Raw genomic sequence first — 18,372 nt, 5'->3', positions numbered from 1 at the left:
GGCCGCGCCGCTGACGTGCCGGATGTTCAGCCTTGCTGCGTCGCGCGGGTCACACGGTCGGTCAGCGCGGCCGCGCCGTCCTTGGTGAGGTTGCCGTGGAGGCGCAGGCGGGCCAGGCCTCCGTCGGGGTAGACGTCCAGTCGGGCGTGGGTGGCGGTGGCGGGGACCGTCAGAGGGAGGCGGTGCAGGGTGTCGGGCTGGAGGGCGGTCCGCGGCAGGACCTCCGTCCATTCGGCGGCCGTGCCGTCCTTGACCGACAGGGACACCCAGCCGGCGGCGTTGCCCTTGAGGTTGGCCGTGTCGACTTCCACGGCGCGGATCTCGCTCCGGGCGGCGAGCCGGTACTCGATCCAGTCGTTGCCCTCGTCACGGCGGCGCCTGGTCTCCCAACCGTCGTCCTGCTTCTGCGAGAGTCCCGGCATGATGGTGTTGCCCGGCGAGGAGTAGAAGCCGTCCGACGCCTCCGTCACGCTGCCGCCGTTGGTGATGCAGGCCACGTCGAAGGTTCCGAGCAGGTCCAGCCACGCAGGGTCGGGGACGACCTCGCCGTGGACGCGGAGGCGGGCGATGCCGCCGTCGGGGTGCTGGTTGATCCGCAGGTGCGTCCAGCGGCGGTCCGAGTCCACGGGGAGGGCGTTGGCTGCGTGGCCGCGAACGGGCGTGCGGGGCAGGATGACCTCCCACGCGGCGTCGTCCTCCAGCAGTTCGGCGACGGAGGGCGTGCCGTCGAAGGCGGCGGCCTCGACACTGACCTCCTGGGGGAAGTTCCCCCGGAAGTGGGCGGTGTCCACCACGATGCCGCGGATGATGCCGGCGGCGCCGAGGCGGACCAGGGCCCAGTCGTGGTCGGTGGCCGTGGGGAACGGGTGGTCGGCGTGGACCCCGCGGCGACGGCGGGTCTCCCAGCCGTCCATGACCTTGCCCTTGTTGCCGTAGTCGTGGACGTCGAAGACGGCGGGGGTACGGGAGAGGAGGTTCTCCCGGTCGGCGAAGAACTCGTCGTTGGCCGCGACGACGCCCGCGCCCAGTCGGCGGTCGGCGAGGTCGGGCAGCCGGGTGAAGGCGGCGTCGCTGCCGCGGTAGTCGGCGTACGGGTCGCCGGAGACGTACGGAGCGGCGTAGGCGGACTCGACGGGGGCGGAGTGTCCGGAAGGGGAGGGGCTCATGGGTGAGGACGCCTTTCCACGGAGTCTGCGGAATTGGCGGAATCGGCGTATTCCGCAGGGAAGTCGGGGTGCCACGGACAACCCTCACAGCCCGCGATCACTCACGTCCATCGACTGTTTTCGATCCTTCATTTCAGTGGACCTGAACGGTCCGCCCCGCATTGCTCCTACGCGCCGCGGTGAGTCCGGGCGTGGCAAGGACCCACCGAGCGGGGACCTGCGGGACCGGGGATCGGCGCGACGTGCGCCGCCGGGCCACCGCGCCGATGGCCCGGCCGCAAGCGGACGGCGGGGTGGGGACCACAGGCCGTCTGCCGCAAGCCGCAAGCCGTTCATGGACCCAGGCCGCAGACGGCGTCCGGGCCCTCCCGCTCATCCGCCGTTGCCCCCGGGCGGAGACGTCTGCGGCCCGCCGGGGTTCCCGGAGACCTCCGAGGCCGGGGACCGCCAGGGGCTCAAGCCCATTCGCCCCGTGTTCCCGAGGTCCACCGCGTGCTCCAGTTCCAGCGTCACCCGGGGCGCACCCGGTTTCGGGACGACCTCCAGTACCCAGCCCTCGACGGCCGCCCCCGCCCCGTCCGTCACCAGGTTCCGCCAGCGAATCCCCGTCGAGGCCGCCTGCCCGGGCCGCAGCACCACCTTGTGCGGCCCCGCCGGGGGGTCGTCTCCGTCCGCCGCCGTGATCCCGTCGTTCCCCGGTGTCACCGACACCTGCACCGGCCGCCGCTCCCGGTCCAGCAGCCGCACCTGCGGGTAACCCTCCAACTCGTAGACGTCCGAACCACAGTTCAGGAGCTGGATGTCGGCCACCCGTATCCCCATGGCCGCGTTCCCGTCGCCCTCCATCAGGCGCACCCCGCCCTCGGGGCAGGGGATCGGTTCAGCCGACGGGTACGACTCCCCGAGCGCGTCGAAGGCCGCACCGCACCCCGACAACACCCCCACCATGGTCAAAGCCCCCATCATCAAGCCGACTTGCCCCGCCCACCCCTGTTGGCCCATACGGCGACCCTACGTCGTCGCCGGCTCGGGTCGGCACAGCCGACGTCGCAGCGCCCCTGCGAACGGGGCCACGCCCACGGACCCCAGCGCCAGGCCACCGCCGGCAAGGATGGCGACGTTGACCCAGCCGGGCACCTGCTCGACGGCGGCGGGGTCCCCCGGGTACTTCTCGCAGACGACCGACACCGGGACCACGGACCGGGTGACGAGCCGGCTCTCGGGCGTCAAAGGGTCCGGAAACGTTCGGCCCACCCGACCGTTGCAGGCAGACCAGGGATCGGTGGGATCGAAGCCGGTCATGTGCCCGAAGGCGAACACGAGACCCGCGCAGAACGATGCGGCGACGCCGACATGGACGAACACCCAGGCCTCCAGGAGCGGTGCGGCCGAGCGCAGCCGGACGGCTGCCACGGAGTGCATGGCGAGCGAGAGAAGGGAGCCGACTCCGGCCGATGCCAACGCCAGCGCAACGAAGATGATCACGACAACGGGGACGCGGGATCCTGCGCAGCGGTTTCCGACCCGCCCGTAGCCCGACGTGGCGGGGCCGCGGCGCCCGCCACGTCGCCAGTCATACCAACAGCAGAGGCGCCGCAGGCCTGACACGCTCCGCGTGTCGACCCTTCCCCCTGCCGTCGCGATCCTCCCGCGGGTACTTCGTCCCGCCCACCCGCCCACCGGCAGCACGGGTCAGTCCGTGGTGCCGCGGCCGTGAGCCGTGGCAAGGACGAGCTGGTCGACGACGGCCTCCGGCCCGCCGTGCAGGGTTGCCCAGGCGCGTTGCCGGGTCGCTGCGTCCCCGCGTTCGGCAAGCCGCCGGAACCACATCGTGACGTGGTCCACGTCCCCTGTGGCTTCGAGCGCCGGCCGCAGGAAGTCGACCGTCGAGGCGGCGATGTCCGCAAGCATCCGGTAGCGGCCGGTGGCGGGATCGAAGCCGAGGCCGGTGCTCGTCCATCCGTCGCGTGCGGCACGCCAGCAGGCGGCCCTGAGCACTTCCGCCTCCCACGCCGGTCCGGGGCCGCGCTGGAACGCCCGGCCGGCCAGCGTGGTGACCAGGGCCCGCAGCAGCAGGGCTACGGCGACCGTGTCCTCCACGTCGGGCAGGACATCCATGGCGCGGATCTCCACGGTGGGCAGCCGCGGGTGCGGACGTAGATCCCAGTACGCGGTGGTCGGATCGAGCATGGCCTCGCTGTCGCTGATGGCGACGGCCAGTCGCTCGTGCTCCTGCAGGGTGCGGGCGTAGGGCGGGGGGCCCAGGCAGGGGAAACGATGACGCAGGACGGTCCGGTGGCCGGAGTAGCCCGTGTCGATGCCGCGGTGGAACGGTGAGTTGGCGCTCATCGCGATGAGCAGCGGCAGCCACGGCCGCAGCCGGTTCACCGTCCACACGGCCCGCTCGCGGTCGGGCAGGTGCACGTGGACGTGCAGGGCGCTGACGGCGAAGTCGTCCATCATGCTCCGGTACTGACCCTCCGCGGCCCGGTAGCGCGGATGGTCGGCCACCTGTACCGGTCCGGGCTTCTGCAACACCGGCGTTCCGGACGCGCACACGTGCACGCCCTCCGCCCGCGCCGCGCCCACCAGCGCCGCCCGCACGTGTTCCAGGTTGCCGCGCAGCTCCGCCCCGGACTGGCAGGGCGGGGTCCGTCCCTCGACCTGGCACAGTGCGAACTCCTCGGCCACGAGGTCGCCCACCTCGCCGGCGGCGCGAGCGGCGACTGCCGGGCCTGCGGGGACGGGGAACCGGGTTCGCGGATCGATGAGGAAGAACTCCTCTTCCACCCCGACGGTCGCGAGGTCGTGCGTTCGGAGAACTGTCGTGGGAGCAGTCATGCGTCCAGCATCGCCCTCTCGGACCGCATGGACGCCCACGGCGCGAGAGCCATTCCCCGGTCCACGCTCCCGGGCAGGAATGCGGATGCGGGGGGTCAGGTGGCCCACGGCAGCCGTACGGCTTCGAGGTCGTCGTCGTTGAGGAGAGCTTCGATCAGCGTGGTCGAGCCGGCCACCTTGGTGGCCCGGAGGTCGTAGTCCGTGCACAGTACCCAGGACTGGTCCCTCGGCCAGAGGTTGGACGGGCTCCAGCCGTCCTCCTCGGGGTGGTCGTACAGCACGTGGGCGTCCGCGAGCGTGCCGGTTCGGATGTGCAGGTTGTCGAAGTCCTCGGCTCCGTGCAGCCGCGGGCTGTAGTAGGCCAGGCAGAGGGTGTCGGGGCCTTGTGGGCTGTGCTCGGTGAGGATCGTGGTCAGGCGGTTCCAGGCGGCCCGGTCCATGCTGCCTTCGCGCGCGGCCTTGATTCCGACCGGCCAGGGGCGCGGCGCGATCGAGGGGAAAGCGCTGTGGCGGGGTAGGCGTCCCTCCGGCACGGTCGGGTCACCGATCCGGCGCGCGAGCTCCGTCCATCGCAGTCGGCGCCAATGAGGTCCGGGGTGCTCACCGGGGATCGTGTCCATCACGTCCGCCGGGTCCAGACCCGGGATGATCCCGGGCCCGTCGCCCAGGAGCATGCGTCGCTGGTACTCGACGTAGGACATGTCCGTCGGTCCGAGTTCGTGCTCGTACATGGAGTGAAGCACCCAGGCCGCATCGGGCAGCGCCGGCGGCATGAACCCGGTCAGTCCGTCATCGGAGGTCAGGCCCCGCAACCAGTCGGCTTCCCGGCTTGCGGTGAGGGGCCACCGAGCGATCGCCCGAGCCTCGGCTGTCTCGTGCATCCGTCCAGAGTCGCACCCGGCGTGAGGAGTCTCCCGAGTGGGGTCCTGGCCGCCCGGCACACCCCGCCCACGGTGCTCCTGCCCACCATCGCGGAAACCGGGGCGGGCCGTTCGAACGTGCATCGCGCAAGACCCTGATCGGGTGCCATCGAGCCGACTGCACTCGAACGTGTGAGTTCCAACGCTGCCATCCCCTTCGGGCTTGCCCGCCGACCCGCATCGGAATTCTGTTCGAGAAATTCCCCCCTCTGTGTCCGTTACGACACCCGGGCGTGGAGGGTTGTTCGATCGATGCTCGGTTCCACGTCATTCCAGGGAGGATCAGTGTCGACAGTCCACCGCCCCCGCCCGGCCCCTGCTCGAATCGAACAGACAGGACCGGGGTACCGGCCACTGACGAAGGTGGTGCTGCTCGCGATCCGCCCCGACGGCAGGGTGGCCCTCCTACGACGTACCCACTCCCCCGACGGGGGCCGGCCGGCACTGGTGGAGGGACGGCTCCGGCCGGCGGAGCGGGTGGACGAGGCGGCCTGCCGGGTCGCGTCCCGGATCCTCGGCATCCAGGTCGGCGCCCAGGACCTTGAGCTCAGCGGTCTCCTGCACCACCGCGGCGAGAACGGCGCGGGCGAGGACGGAGCGCCCGGCCGCGGGCCCGGCGCCCGGCCGGACGCCACCACTGGGGGCCCGGACCACATCAACACGAGCACCGGAGCGTTCCGGGACACGAGGGGGACGAAGTGAGCAACAAGGGCAACAAGGGCAACAAGGGCAACGAGAACACCGGGGCGACGGAGGTGTCGGAGTCCGAGCGGCTCCTGTTCGGCGGGGAGTTGGCGTACGACGTCGGCTGGGACCGCCACGAGGGCGTGTGGCTCAAGCTCGGTCTGTGGACCATGGCCCGGTCCTTACCCAGGATGATCGGTACCGGGCTGAGGCTCGCCCGCCTCGCGGACGCCCGCGCGCTGCGCGTCATGCTCGGCGCGGAGGTCGGGCGCGGCATCACCCAGGCGACCGGACTGGTCGCCGTCAACAGCGTTCTGGGTCACCTCCTCGCGAGCGGGCTGACCAACGAGCGTCTGGCCCGGGCCGTGCCGGCGCTCGCCGTGGTGGCGGTGGTCGCGCTGCTGGGCTCGCTGCTGCGATCCGCGTCGACGGCCGCGACGGGGGAGCTGGAGCCGAAGGTCCAGCGGGTCGCGACCGAGCAGTACCTCGCCCTCGTGTACCGCGTGGAGCTCGCGGCCATCGAGGACGACGAGTTCCACCGGCTCCTGGATGCCGCCCGCTACGGCGCCGACTCGGCCCGCCGCATGATCCGCTACTGCACGAACACCCTGAACTCCGGCATCTCCCTCATCGCCGCCGGCGGGGTCCTGACCGTGCTCCATCCGGCGCTCCTGCCCATGCTTGTCCTGATGACGGTGCCGAGCGCCTGGCGGTCCCTGACCATCTCCAAGCAGCGTTACATCTCCTTCCACACCTTCGTCCAGCACGCCCGGGCCGGACTCCTCCTCGGGCAGCTCCTGACGCAGCGGGAGGCCGCCGCCGAAGTCCGCGTCCACGAGGTCGGCGGCTTCCTCCTGGACCACTTCCGGGAGATGGCCGAGACCAGCGAGCGCGAGCAGACCCGCCTGGCCCGCAACGCCGCTCGGATCGGGCTGCTCGCCGACGCGGCGTCGGGAGCCGCGACCCTCCTCACCTACGGGGCTTTGGGGTTGTTCCTGTGGAGCGGGCGGATGGACCTCGCGGTCGCCGGGACCGCGGTCCTGGCGATCCGGACCGGATCCTCCAGTCTGGACAGCCTCGTCGTGCAGATGGCCGACCTCCACCAGGAGTCCCTGTTCGTCGCCGACTTCGAGCAGCTCTGCATGGAAGCCCGGGCCCGGGCCATCCCGGAAACGGGCGAGGACCTGCCCGAGCGGGTGCGGGAAGTCCGCTTCGAGAAGGTCTCCTTCACCTACCCCGCCGGCGACGGCCAGGAGCCGGAACCCACCTTGCGGGAGGTGTCCCTGTCCTTCCCCATGGGCAAGGTCATCGCGCTCGTCGGGGCGAACGGGTCCGGCAAGTCCACCCTGATCAAGCTCCTCGCGGGCCTCTACCTGCCCGACGCGGGCGGCGGCACGATCTGGTGGGACGGTGTGGACGCGGCCAAGGCCGACCGCGGGCAGATCTTCGCCCGTATCGCCCTCATGTCCCAGTCGTTCTTCCGGTGGCCGTTCACCGTCCGCGTCAACATCGGCATCGGCCGCCCCACCAGCCCCATCGACGACGACGGCGTGAACGAGGCCGCCGGCTTCTCCGGCGCCGACCGGTTCATCTCCCGCCTCCCCCGCGGAATCGGCACCCTCCTGGGGCGCGGCTTCAAGGGCGGGCAGGACGCCTCGGGCGGGGAGTGGCAAATGGTCGGCATCAGCCGTGCCTGGTACAAGAACGCCGGAATCCTCGTGGTCGACGAGCCCACCAGCGCCCTGGACGCGGTCGCCGAGCAGAAGGTCTTCGACCGGATCCGCGCCCTCGCCGAGACCGGGCAGACCGTCGTGCTGATCACGCACCGCCTGCACTCCGTACGCCACGCCGACGTCATCCACGTCATGAAGGACGGGCAGGTCGCGGAGTCGGGCACGTTCGCCGAGTTGATGGACGAGGCAACGGGCACGGGGGATTTCCGTGAGGCGTACCTCGTACAGGCCTCCGCCTTCGAGGCCACCCTTCCCACCCAGCCCACCGGAGACCACGACGACGCCACCGCACAGGGCCAGACATGAGGGCCGGTGCACGGGCCGGGTCCGGGCTCGGAAGGGGGTTCCGGCTGTATCTGAGCGGGGAGGCCGCCGGGCTCGTGGGGACATCGGTGCATCTGGTGGCCCTGCCCGCCCTGGCCGTGCTGGAGCTGGAGGCGACGGCGGGTCAGGCCGCGCTCCTGGCGTCCTTGACGCACCTGCCCACCTTCCTCCTCGCCCTTCCGGCCGGAGTCGTCGTCGACCGCCACGCGAAACGCACCCTGATGGTGGGCACGGACCTGGCCGCCGCCGGCGTCGTCGCGGTCATCCCGGCGGCGGCCGCGGCCGGCATGCTGACCATGCCGGTCCTCTACGGGGTCGCCCTGGTCCTGGGCGCGGTGACCGTGCTGCACCAGGCGGCGGCCATCGCGATCGTGCCGCAACTGGTGGAACCGGACCGGCTCCACCGGGCCAACGCCCGCGTCGGCGCGGCGTTCGGTGCGGCTGACACGGCCGGCACGTCCCTCGGTACCGTCGTCGTCGCGGTGCTCGGCGCGGCCCGGGCCTTCTGGCTCGACGTCCTGTCGTACCTGGTGTCCGCCTGGTGCGCGGCCCGGGTCCCGGATCCCGGCGCCCCCGTGGGGCAGACCGCCGCGCGTGTGCGAAGGCGCCGGATGCTGGGGGAGATCGGGGAGGGCCTCGCGCACACGGCCCGCACACCACTGGTGCGGGATCTCGTCCTGGCACTGATCCTGACCGGGATGGGCGTCGGCGTCATCGGGGCCCTGTTCGCGTACCACCTGCTGACCTCGCTGGAGGCGGGGCCGACCGGGCTGGGAATCGTGATGGGCCTGTCCGGTGCGGGCGCGCTCGCCGGCGCTCTGGTGGCCCCGCGGATCGTGGCCCGCTTCGGCCCCGGCCGCACCCTCCTCGCCGGATTCGCCACCTGCCCCGTGGCGGGCGTGCCGCTGCTGGTCGCCGGTCCCGGGCCGGTCTGGCAGGCGGTCCTCGCCGCGGCGGGGGCCCTCCAACTCGCCGCGGCGGCCGTTGCGGGAACCACGCAGAGGTCCCTCCGTCAGCAGCTCTGCCCACCGCAGTTGCAGGCACGGGCGCAGCAGACTTCCACCTGGCTGGTTTCCGGGAGCAAGCCGCTCGCGGCCCTGGCCGCGGGCGCGATGGCCACTGGCTACGGGGTCCGGGCGGCGCTGACCGCCGGAACGCTGCTGCTGGTGTTCCCGGTGCTGGTGCTGTGGCGCTCACCCGTCAGCCGCCTGACCGCCATGCCCGCCCCCTCCGCCTCCGCATCCCCCTCCGCATCCCCCTCCGACGACGAGCCCGTTCCCGTCGGCCGGGAGCAGCCGCCCGCCGACGCCGATCAACCAGCGTCGCGCCCATGAAGACGGCCGTCTTCTCTCCACCCCCGTCCCGCCGATCTGCGAGGTTCCTCTTGCCACCCACCCGCTCACACATCCGCGATCTCCTCACCACCTACCTGGAACGGAACCCCACCGAAGTGCACTCGTTGGCTCCGCTGTTGCGGCTGCTGGACGAGGACGCCGAGCCCACGAGCCGATCGACCCTGCCGGGACACATCACGTGCAGCGCGGTCGTCGTCAACCACGACCGCCGTGTCCTGCTCATCCACCACAACACCTTCGGGCTGCTGCTGGCCCCCGGCGGACACGTCGAGGCAGGGGATCACACGTTGCCGGCGACGGCATTGCGTGAGGTCCATGAGGAGGTCGGCATCCCGCCCGGCGCACTGTGCGCCACCGCCGCCTACGGCGACCTGCCCATCGACGTCGATGTCTTCGACATCGACGCCAACCCGGCCAAGGGCGAAGCCGCCCACCAGCACTGGGACTTCCGCTTCGTCTTCCAGTTGGTGGACAGCGACATCGAGGTCACGGTGCAGCCGGAGGAGGTCTCGTCCCCTCGGTGGACCACCTTCGACAAGGTCACGGCCCCGCAGCTACGGGCGAAGCTCAGCACGTCCGGACTGAAGGGCCGCATCGAGCCGGTCAACGCCTCGGCGTTGATCCACGACGGGCGCGGGCGCTACCTGCTGCACCTGCGCGACGACATCCCCGGCATCCGGGAGCCGGGGGCCTGGGCGCTGCTCGGCGGCGGCCGTGAGCCGGGCGACACCACGCTCGAAGACACGGTCCGCCGTGAACTGCGGGAGGAAACCGGGCTCGAACTTCGCGCCGTGGAGCCGTTCGCCGTCGAGCTCGCCACCGGCACCGATGGTCTGACCGTGCCGGTTCAGGTGTTCACCGCCCAGTGGAACGGCGACCCGGCCCGGCTGCCGCTCACCGAGGGCGTGATGTTGGCCTGGTTCCACCCCGACACCATGCGGCGCCTGCGGCTCAGCCCCTCCACCCTGGACCTCGTCCGCCGGCACGCCCAGCACACCGCCCGAACCACGACGGCGCCCCAGGGCGGAACCGTCGAGCCGGAGAGCCGGAAGGCGGGCAGCACCAGCGTTCCGCACATCGTCGGCGTCCACCTGTACCTCGAACGCGACGGCCGGGTGCTGCTCGGCCTGCGGCACCCCGGCTCCGCGTACGCGGGCGGTACCCACCACTTCCTCGCCGGGCACTGCGAGCGGGAGTCCGCGGTGGCCTGCCTGGTCCGCGAGGCGCAGGAAGAGGCCGGGCTGCTCATCGACCCGGCCGACGTCGAGCTCGCGCACGTGGTGCACATGGTGGACCAACCCGGGGACCAGCCCCGCATCGGGTTCGTCTTCCGCGCCCGGCAGTGGACGGGGACGCCCGAGGTCCGGGAATCGGACCGGTGTGTCTCCTGGGGCTGGTGGCCGGTTGACGCGCTCCCCGAGCCGATCGTCCCCTACACCCGCGCGGCGATCGACGGCATCCGGGCCGGTCGTCCCTACACCGAGCTCGGCTGGACCTGACCGCCTCCGAGCCCCCCGCCCGCTTCCGTCACTGCCCGAGGAGTCGTAGCGTGCGCGGAGAGGGGCGTGGCCTCCTGGCACCGGGCACGGTGGTTCCGGGCCGGCTAGGGTTACGCCCATGATCTTCCCGAGCGGTGGTGCCGATGAGCCCGGCGGAGTTGCCGTCGTGTGCCAGGACAACGCATCCGTGGCAGTCCGCTTCTGTGAGCGGGAATCCGCAGACGATTGGTGTGTCCACTACTCGGTCGAAGTGCAGGCACCGGGGCTCGGTGTCCGGATCGACAAGGTCGTGGCGTGGATCGGGGACGGCGGGGGCCTCGCTCCTTTCCTTGAGAAGCTGGCCGGCGATTTCGCCGGCTGGGACGGAGAACGGTGCTGGTCCACCCATGACGGCGACCTGGCCGTGTCCGCGGTGTCCAGGTCCGGCGGCTACGTCGGCCTGACGTGGACCCTGCGCCCCTGGCGTAGGGACATGGGCGGATGGAGCGTTTCCGTGACCACGTGGCTGGAAGCAGGGGAGCAGATGTCCTCGTTCGCTGCTGCCGTCCGCTTCTTCGTCGACGGCCCGGAGGCCTGATCCCCGGCGGACTCACCACCAGCCGCAGGCTGATCCATGGCGCGGTCGACCCGATCGCGCCCGTTCGTCCGGGCGCCGCCCGCGGTGGCGTCCGAGCAGCGGCCAAGGACAGGGGTTCATGGCTGTCCGTCGGGGTGGGGCTCGGTGTGGTTGCCGAGGCCGTGCGGGCTACGTGGCGGGCCTGTTGCTGAAGATCCGGTCGAGATGGTGGTCGAGTACCGCGATGGCGGACTGCGGCGTCCGCTGGCCGACGAGGACGCTGGTTCCCATGGTCGCGGTCATGGCGAGGAGGCTGATCGCCTCTGTGCGCGCGTCGACGGCCGGATCGGCCAGGGCGGTCTCCTGTGCCTGCTGGAGCAGTGCGGTCAGGGCGTTCTCGGCGGCGTCGGGGTTGTCGATGAAGGGCTGGGCGGCCAGTGCCTCGTCGGTCACGGACAGGATGGCGTAGGAGCTGTACAGCAGGTGGAACGTCCGGCCTTCTTCGTCCGTCGGCAGCGAGGCCAGCAGTAGCGCCTCGATCGTGGCACGCGGGCCCGGGTCCGGTCCGACGGCGGCCAGGCGGGCGCCCACACGTGTGGTGAAGAGGTCGGTGAGGTGCTTGAGGCCGTAGAAGAGCAGCTTCTCCTTGGTCTCGAAGTAGTACTGGACGAGCCGTAGTGACACGCCCGCCTCGGCTGCGACGTCGCGCATGCCGACGGCGTGCAATCCGCGCCGCCCGGCGGCCTGGATGAGGGCGTCGGCGATCTGGACGCGCCGTTCCTCGTGGTCCACGTGCTTGGGCATGTGCGGCGTCTCCGGCTGTCGATGGTGAGTTGGCGTCCGGTCCTGTCCCGGACCACTTCATGATACCGCCGTACCATCTACATGGTACGCTCGTATCACGAAGAACGGATCTTCCCGGAGGTGCCCCGTGCCCGAACCCACGACCCGCGAGCGCCGCGATGTCGGCCGTTACGTCAACGACCAGCTCCGCGACCGCTACTTCGCCGCCGCGGACGTGCTCTACGCCATGGGAGCACCCATCCGCTCCGAAACGGACGTGGAGACCAGCTTCGGCACCACCCACGTCTACCGCTACGGCCCCACCTCACCGGAGGCCGAGGCCAGGACGCCGATCGTCCTGATCCACGGCGCCGGCTACAGCTCCGCCATGTGGTACCCCAACACCCCCGGGCTCAGCCTCGATCGCCCGGTCTACGCCCTCGACACCCCGGGCGACGCCAACCGCAGCGTCCACCGCGAGCCCATGTGGCAACCCGAGCGCGCCGCGCAGTGGATGGACGAAGCCCTCGACGCGCTCGGCCTCGACAAGGTCCACCTCGTCGGCTCTTCCTACGGAGGATGGCTCGTCCTCAACCAGGCCCACCGTCGGCCCGAACGACTCGCTTCCGTCACCGCCCTCGATCCGGGCGGCCTGGAGAAGGTGGGACTGCGGTTCTTCGCCTGGGTGTTCGTCAGCCTGTTCGCCACCTTCGCCCCCGCCGCCCTGCGCCCCCGGCTCGCCAAGTGGCTGGATCAGCCGGTCATCGCTGTCCCCGAGATGCGCAAGTGGATCCAGATCGGTGCCCGTGCGTATCGAATCCGCCGTCCCGCACCACTGCCGCTCGCCGAGGACGCGCTGCGGTCCATCCGCACCCCGCTGTACCTGATCATGGGCAAGCACAGCCTCCTCGTACACCCGAAGCGGCAGCTGGAGCGCGTACCGCGCCTGATACCGGGGGCCCGCGCCGAGATCATCACCGCGACGGGGCACGGCCCGCAGATCGACCACCCGGACGTGGTCAATGCCCGGATGCTCTCCTTCATGGAGGACGTCGACTCCCTCGACCCGGCGGGAAACCGGGGCGCCACGCACCCGTAGGCGCTTTCCCCCCCGGCTTCGGCAACCCTGCGCAGGGTTTGGCGCCGGATGGGCACCATCCCGGAGGACGTGGGCCTGGCCGGGACCACGAGATCCGGCCAGGCCCTTTTCGTGTGGTGACGCTCGGTTGAACCGCGGACCGGTGGCCGCCACGGGGCGCGCTCCGGCCGTACGCCTCCGGCATGCATCGGCGGTGTCCCACGAGATCCCGGGCTCCTCCAGGTCGGCGGCCCGCCGGCCGTTCGTGCCCCCGGCTCGGAACGTACGCCGATGGTCGGACAGCCGCGGCTTCGAACCCGAATCGTCGCCCCCCTCGTGCTGGGCGGCCTCGTCGGCTCAGCCGAACATGTCGAGGTAGTGCTGTGCGTGGACCGGGTGGTAGTCACCGAAGTCGACGGACGCCGGGTCACCGCCGGTCTCGGCGACGACGAGCCGATCGAGGTAGTAGTCCCAGCCGGGGCCGACTCCGCCCGCCATCGCCGGGTCGTCGCCGACGGACTGGGTGAAGGTGAGTGTGGTGGTGCCCTCGTGTTCGACGAGCGTGAGGGTGATGTGCCAGATGAGTTCCTGGCCGGGCACCTGCGACGTGAGGACGAGACGGTGGGGGGCCCGGCATTCCTGGATGGTGAGGAGCTCGGCCTGGTGTTCGTCCCCCTCGTAGAGCATCCGGAAGTCGACGGAGCCGGTCGTCGGGTCGCCGGTCCACTCACCGATCCATCGGGCCAGGCGGTCCGACTCGGTGACCGCCGCCCAAACGTCCTTGATGCCTGCTCGGAAGGTGCGGTCGAAGGCGATGCTGTCCAGGCCGTCGACGGTCACGCGACGCCCGGTGGGGGTGCTGGTCATGCGGATTCCTCCTGAGGTCTTCCGGTATCGGTGCCGGTGCCGGTGCCGATACCGGTGCCGGCACCGGTGTCCGTGCCGGTAGCGGCGTCGGCAGCGGCCCGGCGGTCGTGGACGGTCCTGCGGACCTCCAGGTCGAGGGCGTCGAAGGCGCTCTCGGGGATCGGGGGGCGGAGTCCGGCGAGCTCGTCGAGCAGCGCGCGGACCGGGGCGAGGCCCGCGCGGGCGAGCGCGTAGTGGCGTTCGCGACCGTGGTCCTCGACGGTGGCCAGCCCCGCCTCGGTGAGCAGTCGCAGATGCTTGCTCACCGCGGGCCGGCTGATCGGGTGTCGTGCCGCGAGGTCGACCACGCGGGCCGGTCCGGACGCGAGGGCGCGCAGCAGGTCACGGCGTATGGGGTCGGCCAGAGCGATGAACGGGTCCACTCCTCATTGGTAACCTATAGGTTACCAATGTGCAAGTCCTCGGGTTCACCGCTTCTCGATGCCCGAGCCCACCCGTGAGCGCCCGTCCCGGACCCGTCGTGCCGGCGACGCGGAGGTGGACCACCACCACCCCGGTCCGCCACACCACCCCGGTCCGCCACACCGCCCTCCCATCTGCCCGGCCACAAGGTCTGCAGCGGTCCGAGGTCGACCGGCTCGCCATTGAGCTGCCATGCCGCCAGGACGTCACCGCGAGTGTGCCCGGGCAGCCGCGCGGGGGCGCGAAGGGCCCCGCAGGACAACCGGGTTCGGCGAATTCCGCCGTCGTGACGGAGGCCGGTGCGCATCGCCGTGAGGCGCCGGGTCCGTCGGGCCGTTTCCGCCCGGAGCGCCCCGGGAAGGCGCCATGATGACCGTATGACAGGGCACCAGACCGATGCCGCGCCGACCACGGATCCGGCCATCACGGTCGCCGCCGTCGACGATCACCCATTCATCAGGCACGGCCTCCAGTACTTCTTCGCCGACAACGCCCCGGACATCCGGCTGACCGCCGTCGAAACCAGCGTCAGAGGGTTGCTTGCACGCACCGACGGCCCCGCCTCGGTGGTGTTGCTCGATCTGCTCCTGCCGGACGAACCCGATGTCGCGCTCAACGTCAGACGAATCCGTGCCATCGGCTCCCGTGTCGTGATCCTCACCTCCGACTCCCGTCCCGGCATCGTGCGCAGCGCCATCGACGCCGGCGCGCTCGGCCTCGTGCTCAAGGGGGATCCGGAACAAACCGTCGTGGAGGCGGTCCGCGCCGCGCACCGGAACGACTTCTCGGTCTCCAGCAGACTGGCCCACGCCATCGTGACCGATCCGCGCGCGGGTGTCCGACTCTCGGCGCGCGAGCGCCAGGTCCTGTCCCTGATCGCCCAGGGAAAGCCGCGCCGACTGGTCGCGAAGGAGATGCAGATCGCGGAGCACACCCTGCCCTCCTACCTCAAGCGGGCGGCGAAGCGGTACGCGGCCGTCGGCCATCCGACGGCGGGTGCGCAGGAGTTGGCGGCGTTCGCCTTGCGCGACGGCCACATCGGCATCGAACTGCCCGGCGACGACACCGCCGATGCGGGATCCCCCGTTGCCGAGGAACTCGGCGCCGAGCCCGGAGCCTCGTGAAGGAGGGAACGTACCGGTTCGGCAAGGAGGGAACGTACCGGTTCGGCGTCGAACGGGGAATCCAACGGTCCTTCACCGTACTCGCGCTGATGCTGGCGATGCTGTGGACGGTCACCCTGGTGTCCGCCGCCGGGACGCTCGACGGGGGTACGGCTTTCGCGGGCGGCCTGTTCGTCGTGGTGCTTCTGCTCGGTGCGGCCCGCGCCTGGCGCTGCCTGTTGGCCGCCCCGGACGCGTGGGTGGCGGGTGCTGCGGCCCTCGTGGTGTACGTGGCGATCGGCGTGTCCCGTCCGGAGGCGATCGTGGTGGGCACCCGGGGGAATCCGGCCCTGGTCGCGGGGATCCTGGCGGCGGGTTTCCTGCCCCCGAGTCGTGCCTGGCCGGCCTGTGTGACCGTGTGTCTCGGCCAGGTGGTCGCTTCGCTTCCGTCGGACGGGCTGGTGGGCGCCCTGGAAAGTCTCTGGCCCGCCGTCTCGGGCACACTGGCCGCCGGTGTGGTGTGCAGTGTGATGCGGTCCGCCGCCGCGAGGGCCGATCACGCCCATGACGCCCTGTTGGCGGCGCAGGCCAACGAGGCGCACCACGAGGGGTTGCGCTCAGCGCACCGCACGTTCCAGCGCATGCTTCACGACGACGTGGCCGCTGCCCTGCAAGCGGTGGCCGGGCGCGGCGCCACCCGGGCCGAAGTGCGGCGGGCCTGCGCGGATGCACTCGCGGCGATATCGCGGGCTCCGGCGGCACCGGACGGCGGTACCCGAAACCTCGCCGGGGACGTGGAAGGGCTCCGTGCCGTCATCGCGGTGACCACCACCGTGCACACCGACGCCGACGTCCTGGTGCCGGCCACCGTGGCGTCGGCCATGCTCGCCGCCGCACGGGAGGCATTGCGCAACGTCGACCGCCACGCCCACGCCGACACCGTTTCCGTACGCCTGGAGGAGGGCCCCCACGGCGTGACCCTGACCGTGGCGGACAACGGCATCGGGTTCTCCCCGACGAGGGCGCGCGGCCGCTCCTGGGGTCTGAACGGGTCGGTCGTCGAGTGCATGGCCGAAGTGGGCGGCACGGCCGAGGTGGTGAGCGAGAAGGGCGCGGGCACGACGGTCCGGCTGGTCTGGAGCCGGGACGCCGCGCTCTCGCAGGTCGAGACGGCCCGCCCGGACAGGGTCGGCCTGATCGCCCTCGCCGTGGGGGACATCCGCAGGCCGCTCGCGGCGGTCTGCGTTCCCTATCTGCTGAGCATGTACGCGATCGCGGTGATCTACAGCGATGCCGCGGAAGGCGCCGACCGGCTCACGCTCTGGTACACCGGGGTCGCCCTGGCAACGCTCGCCCTGATCGTCCGCGCGCATCGGCCGGTGCCCCGATGGGTCGGCGTCTGCGCCGCCGCGTTCGCCGTGACCGGTCTGGTGTACGGCCTCTCCGTCATCCCCGCCGACAGCCTCGACGACTTCGGGTCGTGGCCCATCGGCGCGCTCTCCCCCTTGTTCGTGGTGCTGCTGACGGTCCGTTCGGTGAGAGAAGCCGTGATTCCACTGATCGCCGAGGAGATCGCCGTCCTGGCGCTGATCGCGACCGGCGATCTGGAGGCCGCCTCGCCGGGCGCCGTACTGCCCGCCCTGCTGGCTCCGGTGTTCGGCGTCGTCATGGTGTGGGTGATCGTACGGACGGTGTTGCGTCTGGGCGCCGTCGTGTCGGACGCCCACCGGGAGCAGCTCGCGATCACGATCGCCGAAGCGGCCCAGCAGGCCCATGTGACGCTCCATCAACGCAGACTGTCGGAGATCGGCGCCGAGCTGCTGCCCTTCCTGCGCGAGGTCGGGGCGGATCGTGAGCGGCCGTCGGGGCAGGAGACGCGAGAACGCGCCCGCGCGCTCGAAACGATGGCGCGCGACGAACTGCACCTGCCCGGAGTCATCGATGAACGGATCCGAGGTCTCCTGAGCACGGCCCGGGAGGCCGGCTGCGTCGTCACCTTCCAATCGGACACCGACTCCGTGGATCCACCCCTGGTCCTGCGCGACCTGCTCGCCGCCGCGCTGAGGGGCTCCGTGACACCTCGGGAACTGACCCTCAGCCTGCATCCCGGCGCGGACCGGGTGGAGGTGAGCCTGGTGACCGTCCCGGGCGATCCTGCCAGGAGCGCGACGATCGGCCGGGCCCTCGCGGAATTCGGACCGGTCGTGGACGACTTTCCCGAGGCGACGTGTGTGCGTCTGGTCGTGCTCCGCAACGGCCGTCATGTCCCCGGATTCGGGGACATGACCCCGGGCCCGGTCCCCGTCACGCTGGAGGGCAGAAGCCGAGCGTGAAAGGACGGTCGTGGGAGCTCTACTGATCTTTCTGTTCCTCTGCACAGCGGTGGGAGCGGGAGCCTTCTTCCAAGGCAGACGGTTCGTTCGCGATCTTGAACGGCAGTACGCGACGGTGGGCCCGGCCGACCCGCAGGAGGTCTACCGGTGCGTCGCCGAGGCGGCCCGCGGAATGCGCTGGACCGTCAGCGGCACGGAGCAGGGACTGGAGACCCGGCATGCCGTGGGAAGCATCATCCGCGTCGATGTGGAGCCGCAGGAGGACGGCACCTGCATGACCACCGTTTTCGTCAGCAACATGGCTCTCACCACACAGCTCGGCGGGATCATCAGGACACCTCGGGCTTACCGGGCGATCCGGCGCAAACGGAAACGGATCATCGACTCCGTCTCCTCCACGGCAGGGCAAGCGGAATGGATGGAGACGGACGGGCCGAACTGACCCGAACCGCATGGCCCGTGGAGAACTCGTCGCAAGAGTAAGGGAATTGCATGGCTACAGCGGAACAGTACGAAGCGGTTCTGAGCAAGGCGGAACGGATGGGGGTGGGATCCCTGGACAAGCAGCAGACGGAGCTCCTGTACCGGCTGTACCGGGAGGCCGGATCGCGGGGAAACCGAGCGCGCAAGGTCATCGACGGCACGTGATCGGTCCGGCGGCCGAGACA

General features: G+C 71.2%; 18 protein-coding genes. 10 read left to right on the top strand and 8 right to left on the bottom strand.

The genetic code is table 11. From position 1 onward, the window contains the following. Nucleotides 1-26: 26 nt before the first annotated feature. The 5 genes from alc to ACZ58N_RS37385 form a co-directional block, all read right to left on the bottom strand. Complete coding sequence (gene alc / locus ACZ58N_RS37405; protein ID WP_471169637.1) at nt 27-1,166, bottom strand: allantoicase; 1,140 nt, start codon at nt 1,164-1,166, stop codon at nt 27-29. A gap of 372 nt (nt 1,167-1,538) precedes the next feature. Then, the gene (locus ACZ58N_RS37400; protein WP_471169689.1) at nt 1,539-2,114 is read right to left on the bottom strand and encodes a DUF4232 domain-containing protein; all 576 of its coding nucleotides are present in this window, start codon (nt 2,112-2,114) and stop codon (nt 1,539-1,541) included. 63 nt (nt 2,115-2,177) lie between these two features. Further along, nucleotides 2,178-2,651: a hypothetical protein gene (locus ACZ58N_RS37395; RefSeq protein WP_471169634.1), complete on the bottom strand. Its 474-nt coding sequence runs from the start codon at nt 2,649-2,651 to the stop codon at nt 2,178-2,180. A 207-nt stretch (nt 2,652-2,858) separates the two neighbouring features. Next, on the bottom strand, nt 2,859-4,007 hold the full coding sequence (locus tag ACZ58N_RS37390) for a carboxylate-amine ligase (protein WP_471169631.1): 1,149 nt from the start codon (nt 4,005-4,007) through the stop codon (nt 2,859-2,861). A gap of 95 nt (nt 4,008-4,102) precedes the next feature. Further along, nucleotides 4,103-4,888, bottom strand: a complete 786-nt coding sequence (locus tag ACZ58N_RS37385; RefSeq protein ID WP_471169628.1) for a hypothetical protein — start codon at nt 4,886-4,888, stop codon at nt 4,103-4,105. A 402-nt stretch (nt 4,889-5,290) separates the two neighbouring features. On the opposite strand from ACZ58N_RS37385, the gene ACZ58N_RS37380 reads away from it, so the two are divergent. From ACZ58N_RS37380 to ACZ58N_RS37360, 5 genes are all read left to right on the top strand, one after another. Continuing rightward, nucleotides 5,291-5,629 (top strand): NUDIX hydrolase, encoded by a 339-nt coding sequence (locus tag ACZ58N_RS37380; protein WP_471169625.1) that lies wholly within the window; start codon nt 5,291-5,293, stop codon nt 5,627-5,629. Continuing rightward, the gene (locus ACZ58N_RS37375) at nt 5,626-7,650 is read left to right on the top strand and encodes an ABC transporter ATP-binding protein (protein ID WP_471169622.1); all 2,025 of its coding nucleotides are present in this window, start codon (nt 5,626-5,628) and stop codon (nt 7,648-7,650) included. Before ACZ58N_RS37380 ends, ACZ58N_RS37375 begins: the two co-directional genes overlap by 4 nt. Nucleotides 7,651-7,724: 74 nt before the next feature. Beyond that, nucleotides 7,725-9,002 (top strand): MFS transporter, encoded by a 1,278-nt coding sequence (locus tag ACZ58N_RS37370; protein WP_471169620.1) that lies wholly within the window; start codon nt 7,725-7,727, stop codon nt 9,000-9,002. Between the two features lie 50 nt (nt 9,003-9,052). After that, nucleotides 9,053-10,522, top strand: a complete 1,470-nt coding sequence (locus ACZ58N_RS37365; protein ID WP_471169618.1) for an NUDIX domain-containing protein — start codon at nt 9,053-9,055, stop codon at nt 10,520-10,522. A gap of 118 nt (nt 10,523-10,640) precedes the next feature. Then, nucleotides 10,641-11,099, top strand: a complete 459-nt coding sequence (locus ACZ58N_RS37360; protein WP_471169615.1) for a DUF6228 family protein — start codon at nt 10,641-10,643, stop codon at nt 11,097-11,099. Nucleotides 11,100-11,267: 168 nt separating this feature from the next. Here the strand turns inward: ACZ58N_RS37360 and ACZ58N_RS37355 are convergent, their stop codons facing one another. Further along, nucleotides 11,268-11,882, bottom strand: a complete 615-nt coding sequence (locus ACZ58N_RS37355; RefSeq protein ID WP_471169613.1) for a TetR/AcrR family transcriptional regulator — start codon at nt 11,880-11,882, stop codon at nt 11,268-11,270. Between the two features lie 127 nt (nt 11,883-12,009). Here ACZ58N_RS37355 and ACZ58N_RS37350 point away from each other — a divergent pair, with 127 nt between their 5' ends. After that, the gene (locus ACZ58N_RS37350) at nt 12,010-12,960 is read left to right on the top strand and encodes an alpha/beta fold hydrolase (RefSeq protein ID WP_471169610.1); all 951 of its coding nucleotides are present in this window, start codon (nt 12,010-12,012) and stop codon (nt 12,958-12,960) included. 336 nt (nt 12,961-13,296) lie between these two features. Here the strand turns inward: ACZ58N_RS37350 and ACZ58N_RS37345 are convergent, their stop codons facing one another. Together ACZ58N_RS37345 and ACZ58N_RS37340 are read right to left on the bottom strand one after the other, a co-directional pair. Then, nucleotides 13,297-13,806 carry an SRPBCC family protein gene (locus ACZ58N_RS37345; RefSeq protein ID WP_471169607.1) on the bottom strand — a complete coding sequence of 170 codons (510 nt, stop codon included), beginning with the start codon at nt 13,804-13,806 and terminating at the stop codon, nt 13,297-13,299. After that, on the bottom strand, nt 13,803-14,228 hold the full coding sequence (locus tag ACZ58N_RS37340) for an ArsR/SmtB family transcription factor (RefSeq protein WP_471169604.1): 426 nt from the start codon (nt 14,226-14,228) through the stop codon (nt 13,803-13,805). The genes ACZ58N_RS37345 and ACZ58N_RS37340 overlap by 4 nt, the downstream gene beginning before the upstream one ends. A 417-nt stretch (nt 14,229-14,645) precedes the next feature. On the opposite strand from ACZ58N_RS37340, the gene ACZ58N_RS37335 reads away from it, so the two are divergent. Genes ACZ58N_RS37335 through ACZ58N_RS37320 form a run of 4 tightly spaced genes read left to right on the top strand, consistent with a single transcriptional unit; the run spans nt 14,646 to nt 18,352 of the window. Continuing rightward, on the top strand, nt 14,646-15,392 hold the full coding sequence (locus ACZ58N_RS37335; protein ID WP_471169601.1) for a LuxR C-terminal-related transcriptional regulator: 747 nt from the start codon (nt 14,646-14,648) through the stop codon (nt 15,390-15,392). Next, nucleotides 15,389-17,704 (top strand): sensor histidine kinase, encoded by a 2,316-nt coding sequence (locus tag ACZ58N_RS37330; RefSeq protein WP_471169598.1) that lies wholly within the window; start codon nt 15,389-15,391, stop codon nt 17,702-17,704. The genes ACZ58N_RS37335 and ACZ58N_RS37330 overlap by 4 nt, the downstream gene beginning before the upstream one ends. 10 nt (nt 17,705-17,714) lie before the next feature. Then, complete coding sequence (locus tag ACZ58N_RS37325) at nt 17,715-18,146, top strand: hypothetical protein (RefSeq protein ID WP_471169595.1); 432 nt, start codon at nt 17,715-17,717, stop codon at nt 18,144-18,146. Between the two features lie 50 nt (nt 18,147-18,196). Next, the gene (locus tag ACZ58N_RS37320; protein ID WP_389710266.1) at nt 18,197-18,352 is read left to right on the top strand and encodes a hypothetical protein; all 156 of its coding nucleotides are present in this window, start codon (nt 18,197-18,199) and stop codon (nt 18,350-18,352) included. Nucleotides 18,353-18,372 lie beyond the last annotated feature (20 nt).

Source organism: Streptomyces sp. NPDC040432 (genome assembly GCF_055595445.1).
This window is presented reverse-complemented; position numbering and strand designations above follow the sequence as displayed.

Coding starts and splice junctions, on each gene's coding strand:
- ACZ58N_RS37400 (WP_471169689.1), bottom strand. CDS start 2,114: ATGGTGGGGGTGTTGTCGGGGTGCGGTGCGGCCTTCGACGCGCTCGGG.
- ACZ58N_RS37355 (WP_471169613.1), bottom strand. CDS start 11,882: ATGCCCAAGCACGTGGACCACGAGGAACGGCGCGTCCAGATCGCCGAC.
- ACZ58N_RS37385 (WP_471169628.1), bottom strand. CDS start 4,888: ATGCACGAGACAGCCGAGGCTCGGGCGATCGCTCGGTGGCCCCTCACC.
- ACZ58N_RS37345 (WP_471169607.1), bottom strand. CDS start 13,806: ATGACCAGCACCCCCACCGGGCGTCGCGTGACCGTCGACGGCCTGGAC.
- ACZ58N_RS37335 (WP_471169601.1), top strand. CDS start 14,646: ATGACAGGGCACCAGACCGATGCCGCGCCGACCACGGATCCGGCCATC.
- alc (WP_471169637.1), bottom strand. CDS start 1,166: ATGAGCCCCTCCCCTTCCGGACACTCCGCCCCCGTCGAGTCCGCCTAC.
- ACZ58N_RS37390 (WP_471169631.1), bottom strand. CDS start 4,007: ATGACTGCTCCCACGACAGTTCTCCGAACGCACGACCTCGCGACCGTC.
- ACZ58N_RS37360 (WP_471169615.1), top strand. CDS start 10,641: ATGATCTTCCCGAGCGGTGGTGCCGATGAGCCCGGCGGAGTTGCCGTC.
- ACZ58N_RS37320 (WP_389710266.1), top strand. CDS start 18,197: ATGGCTACAGCGGAACAGTACGAAGCGGTTCTGAGCAAGGCGGAACGG.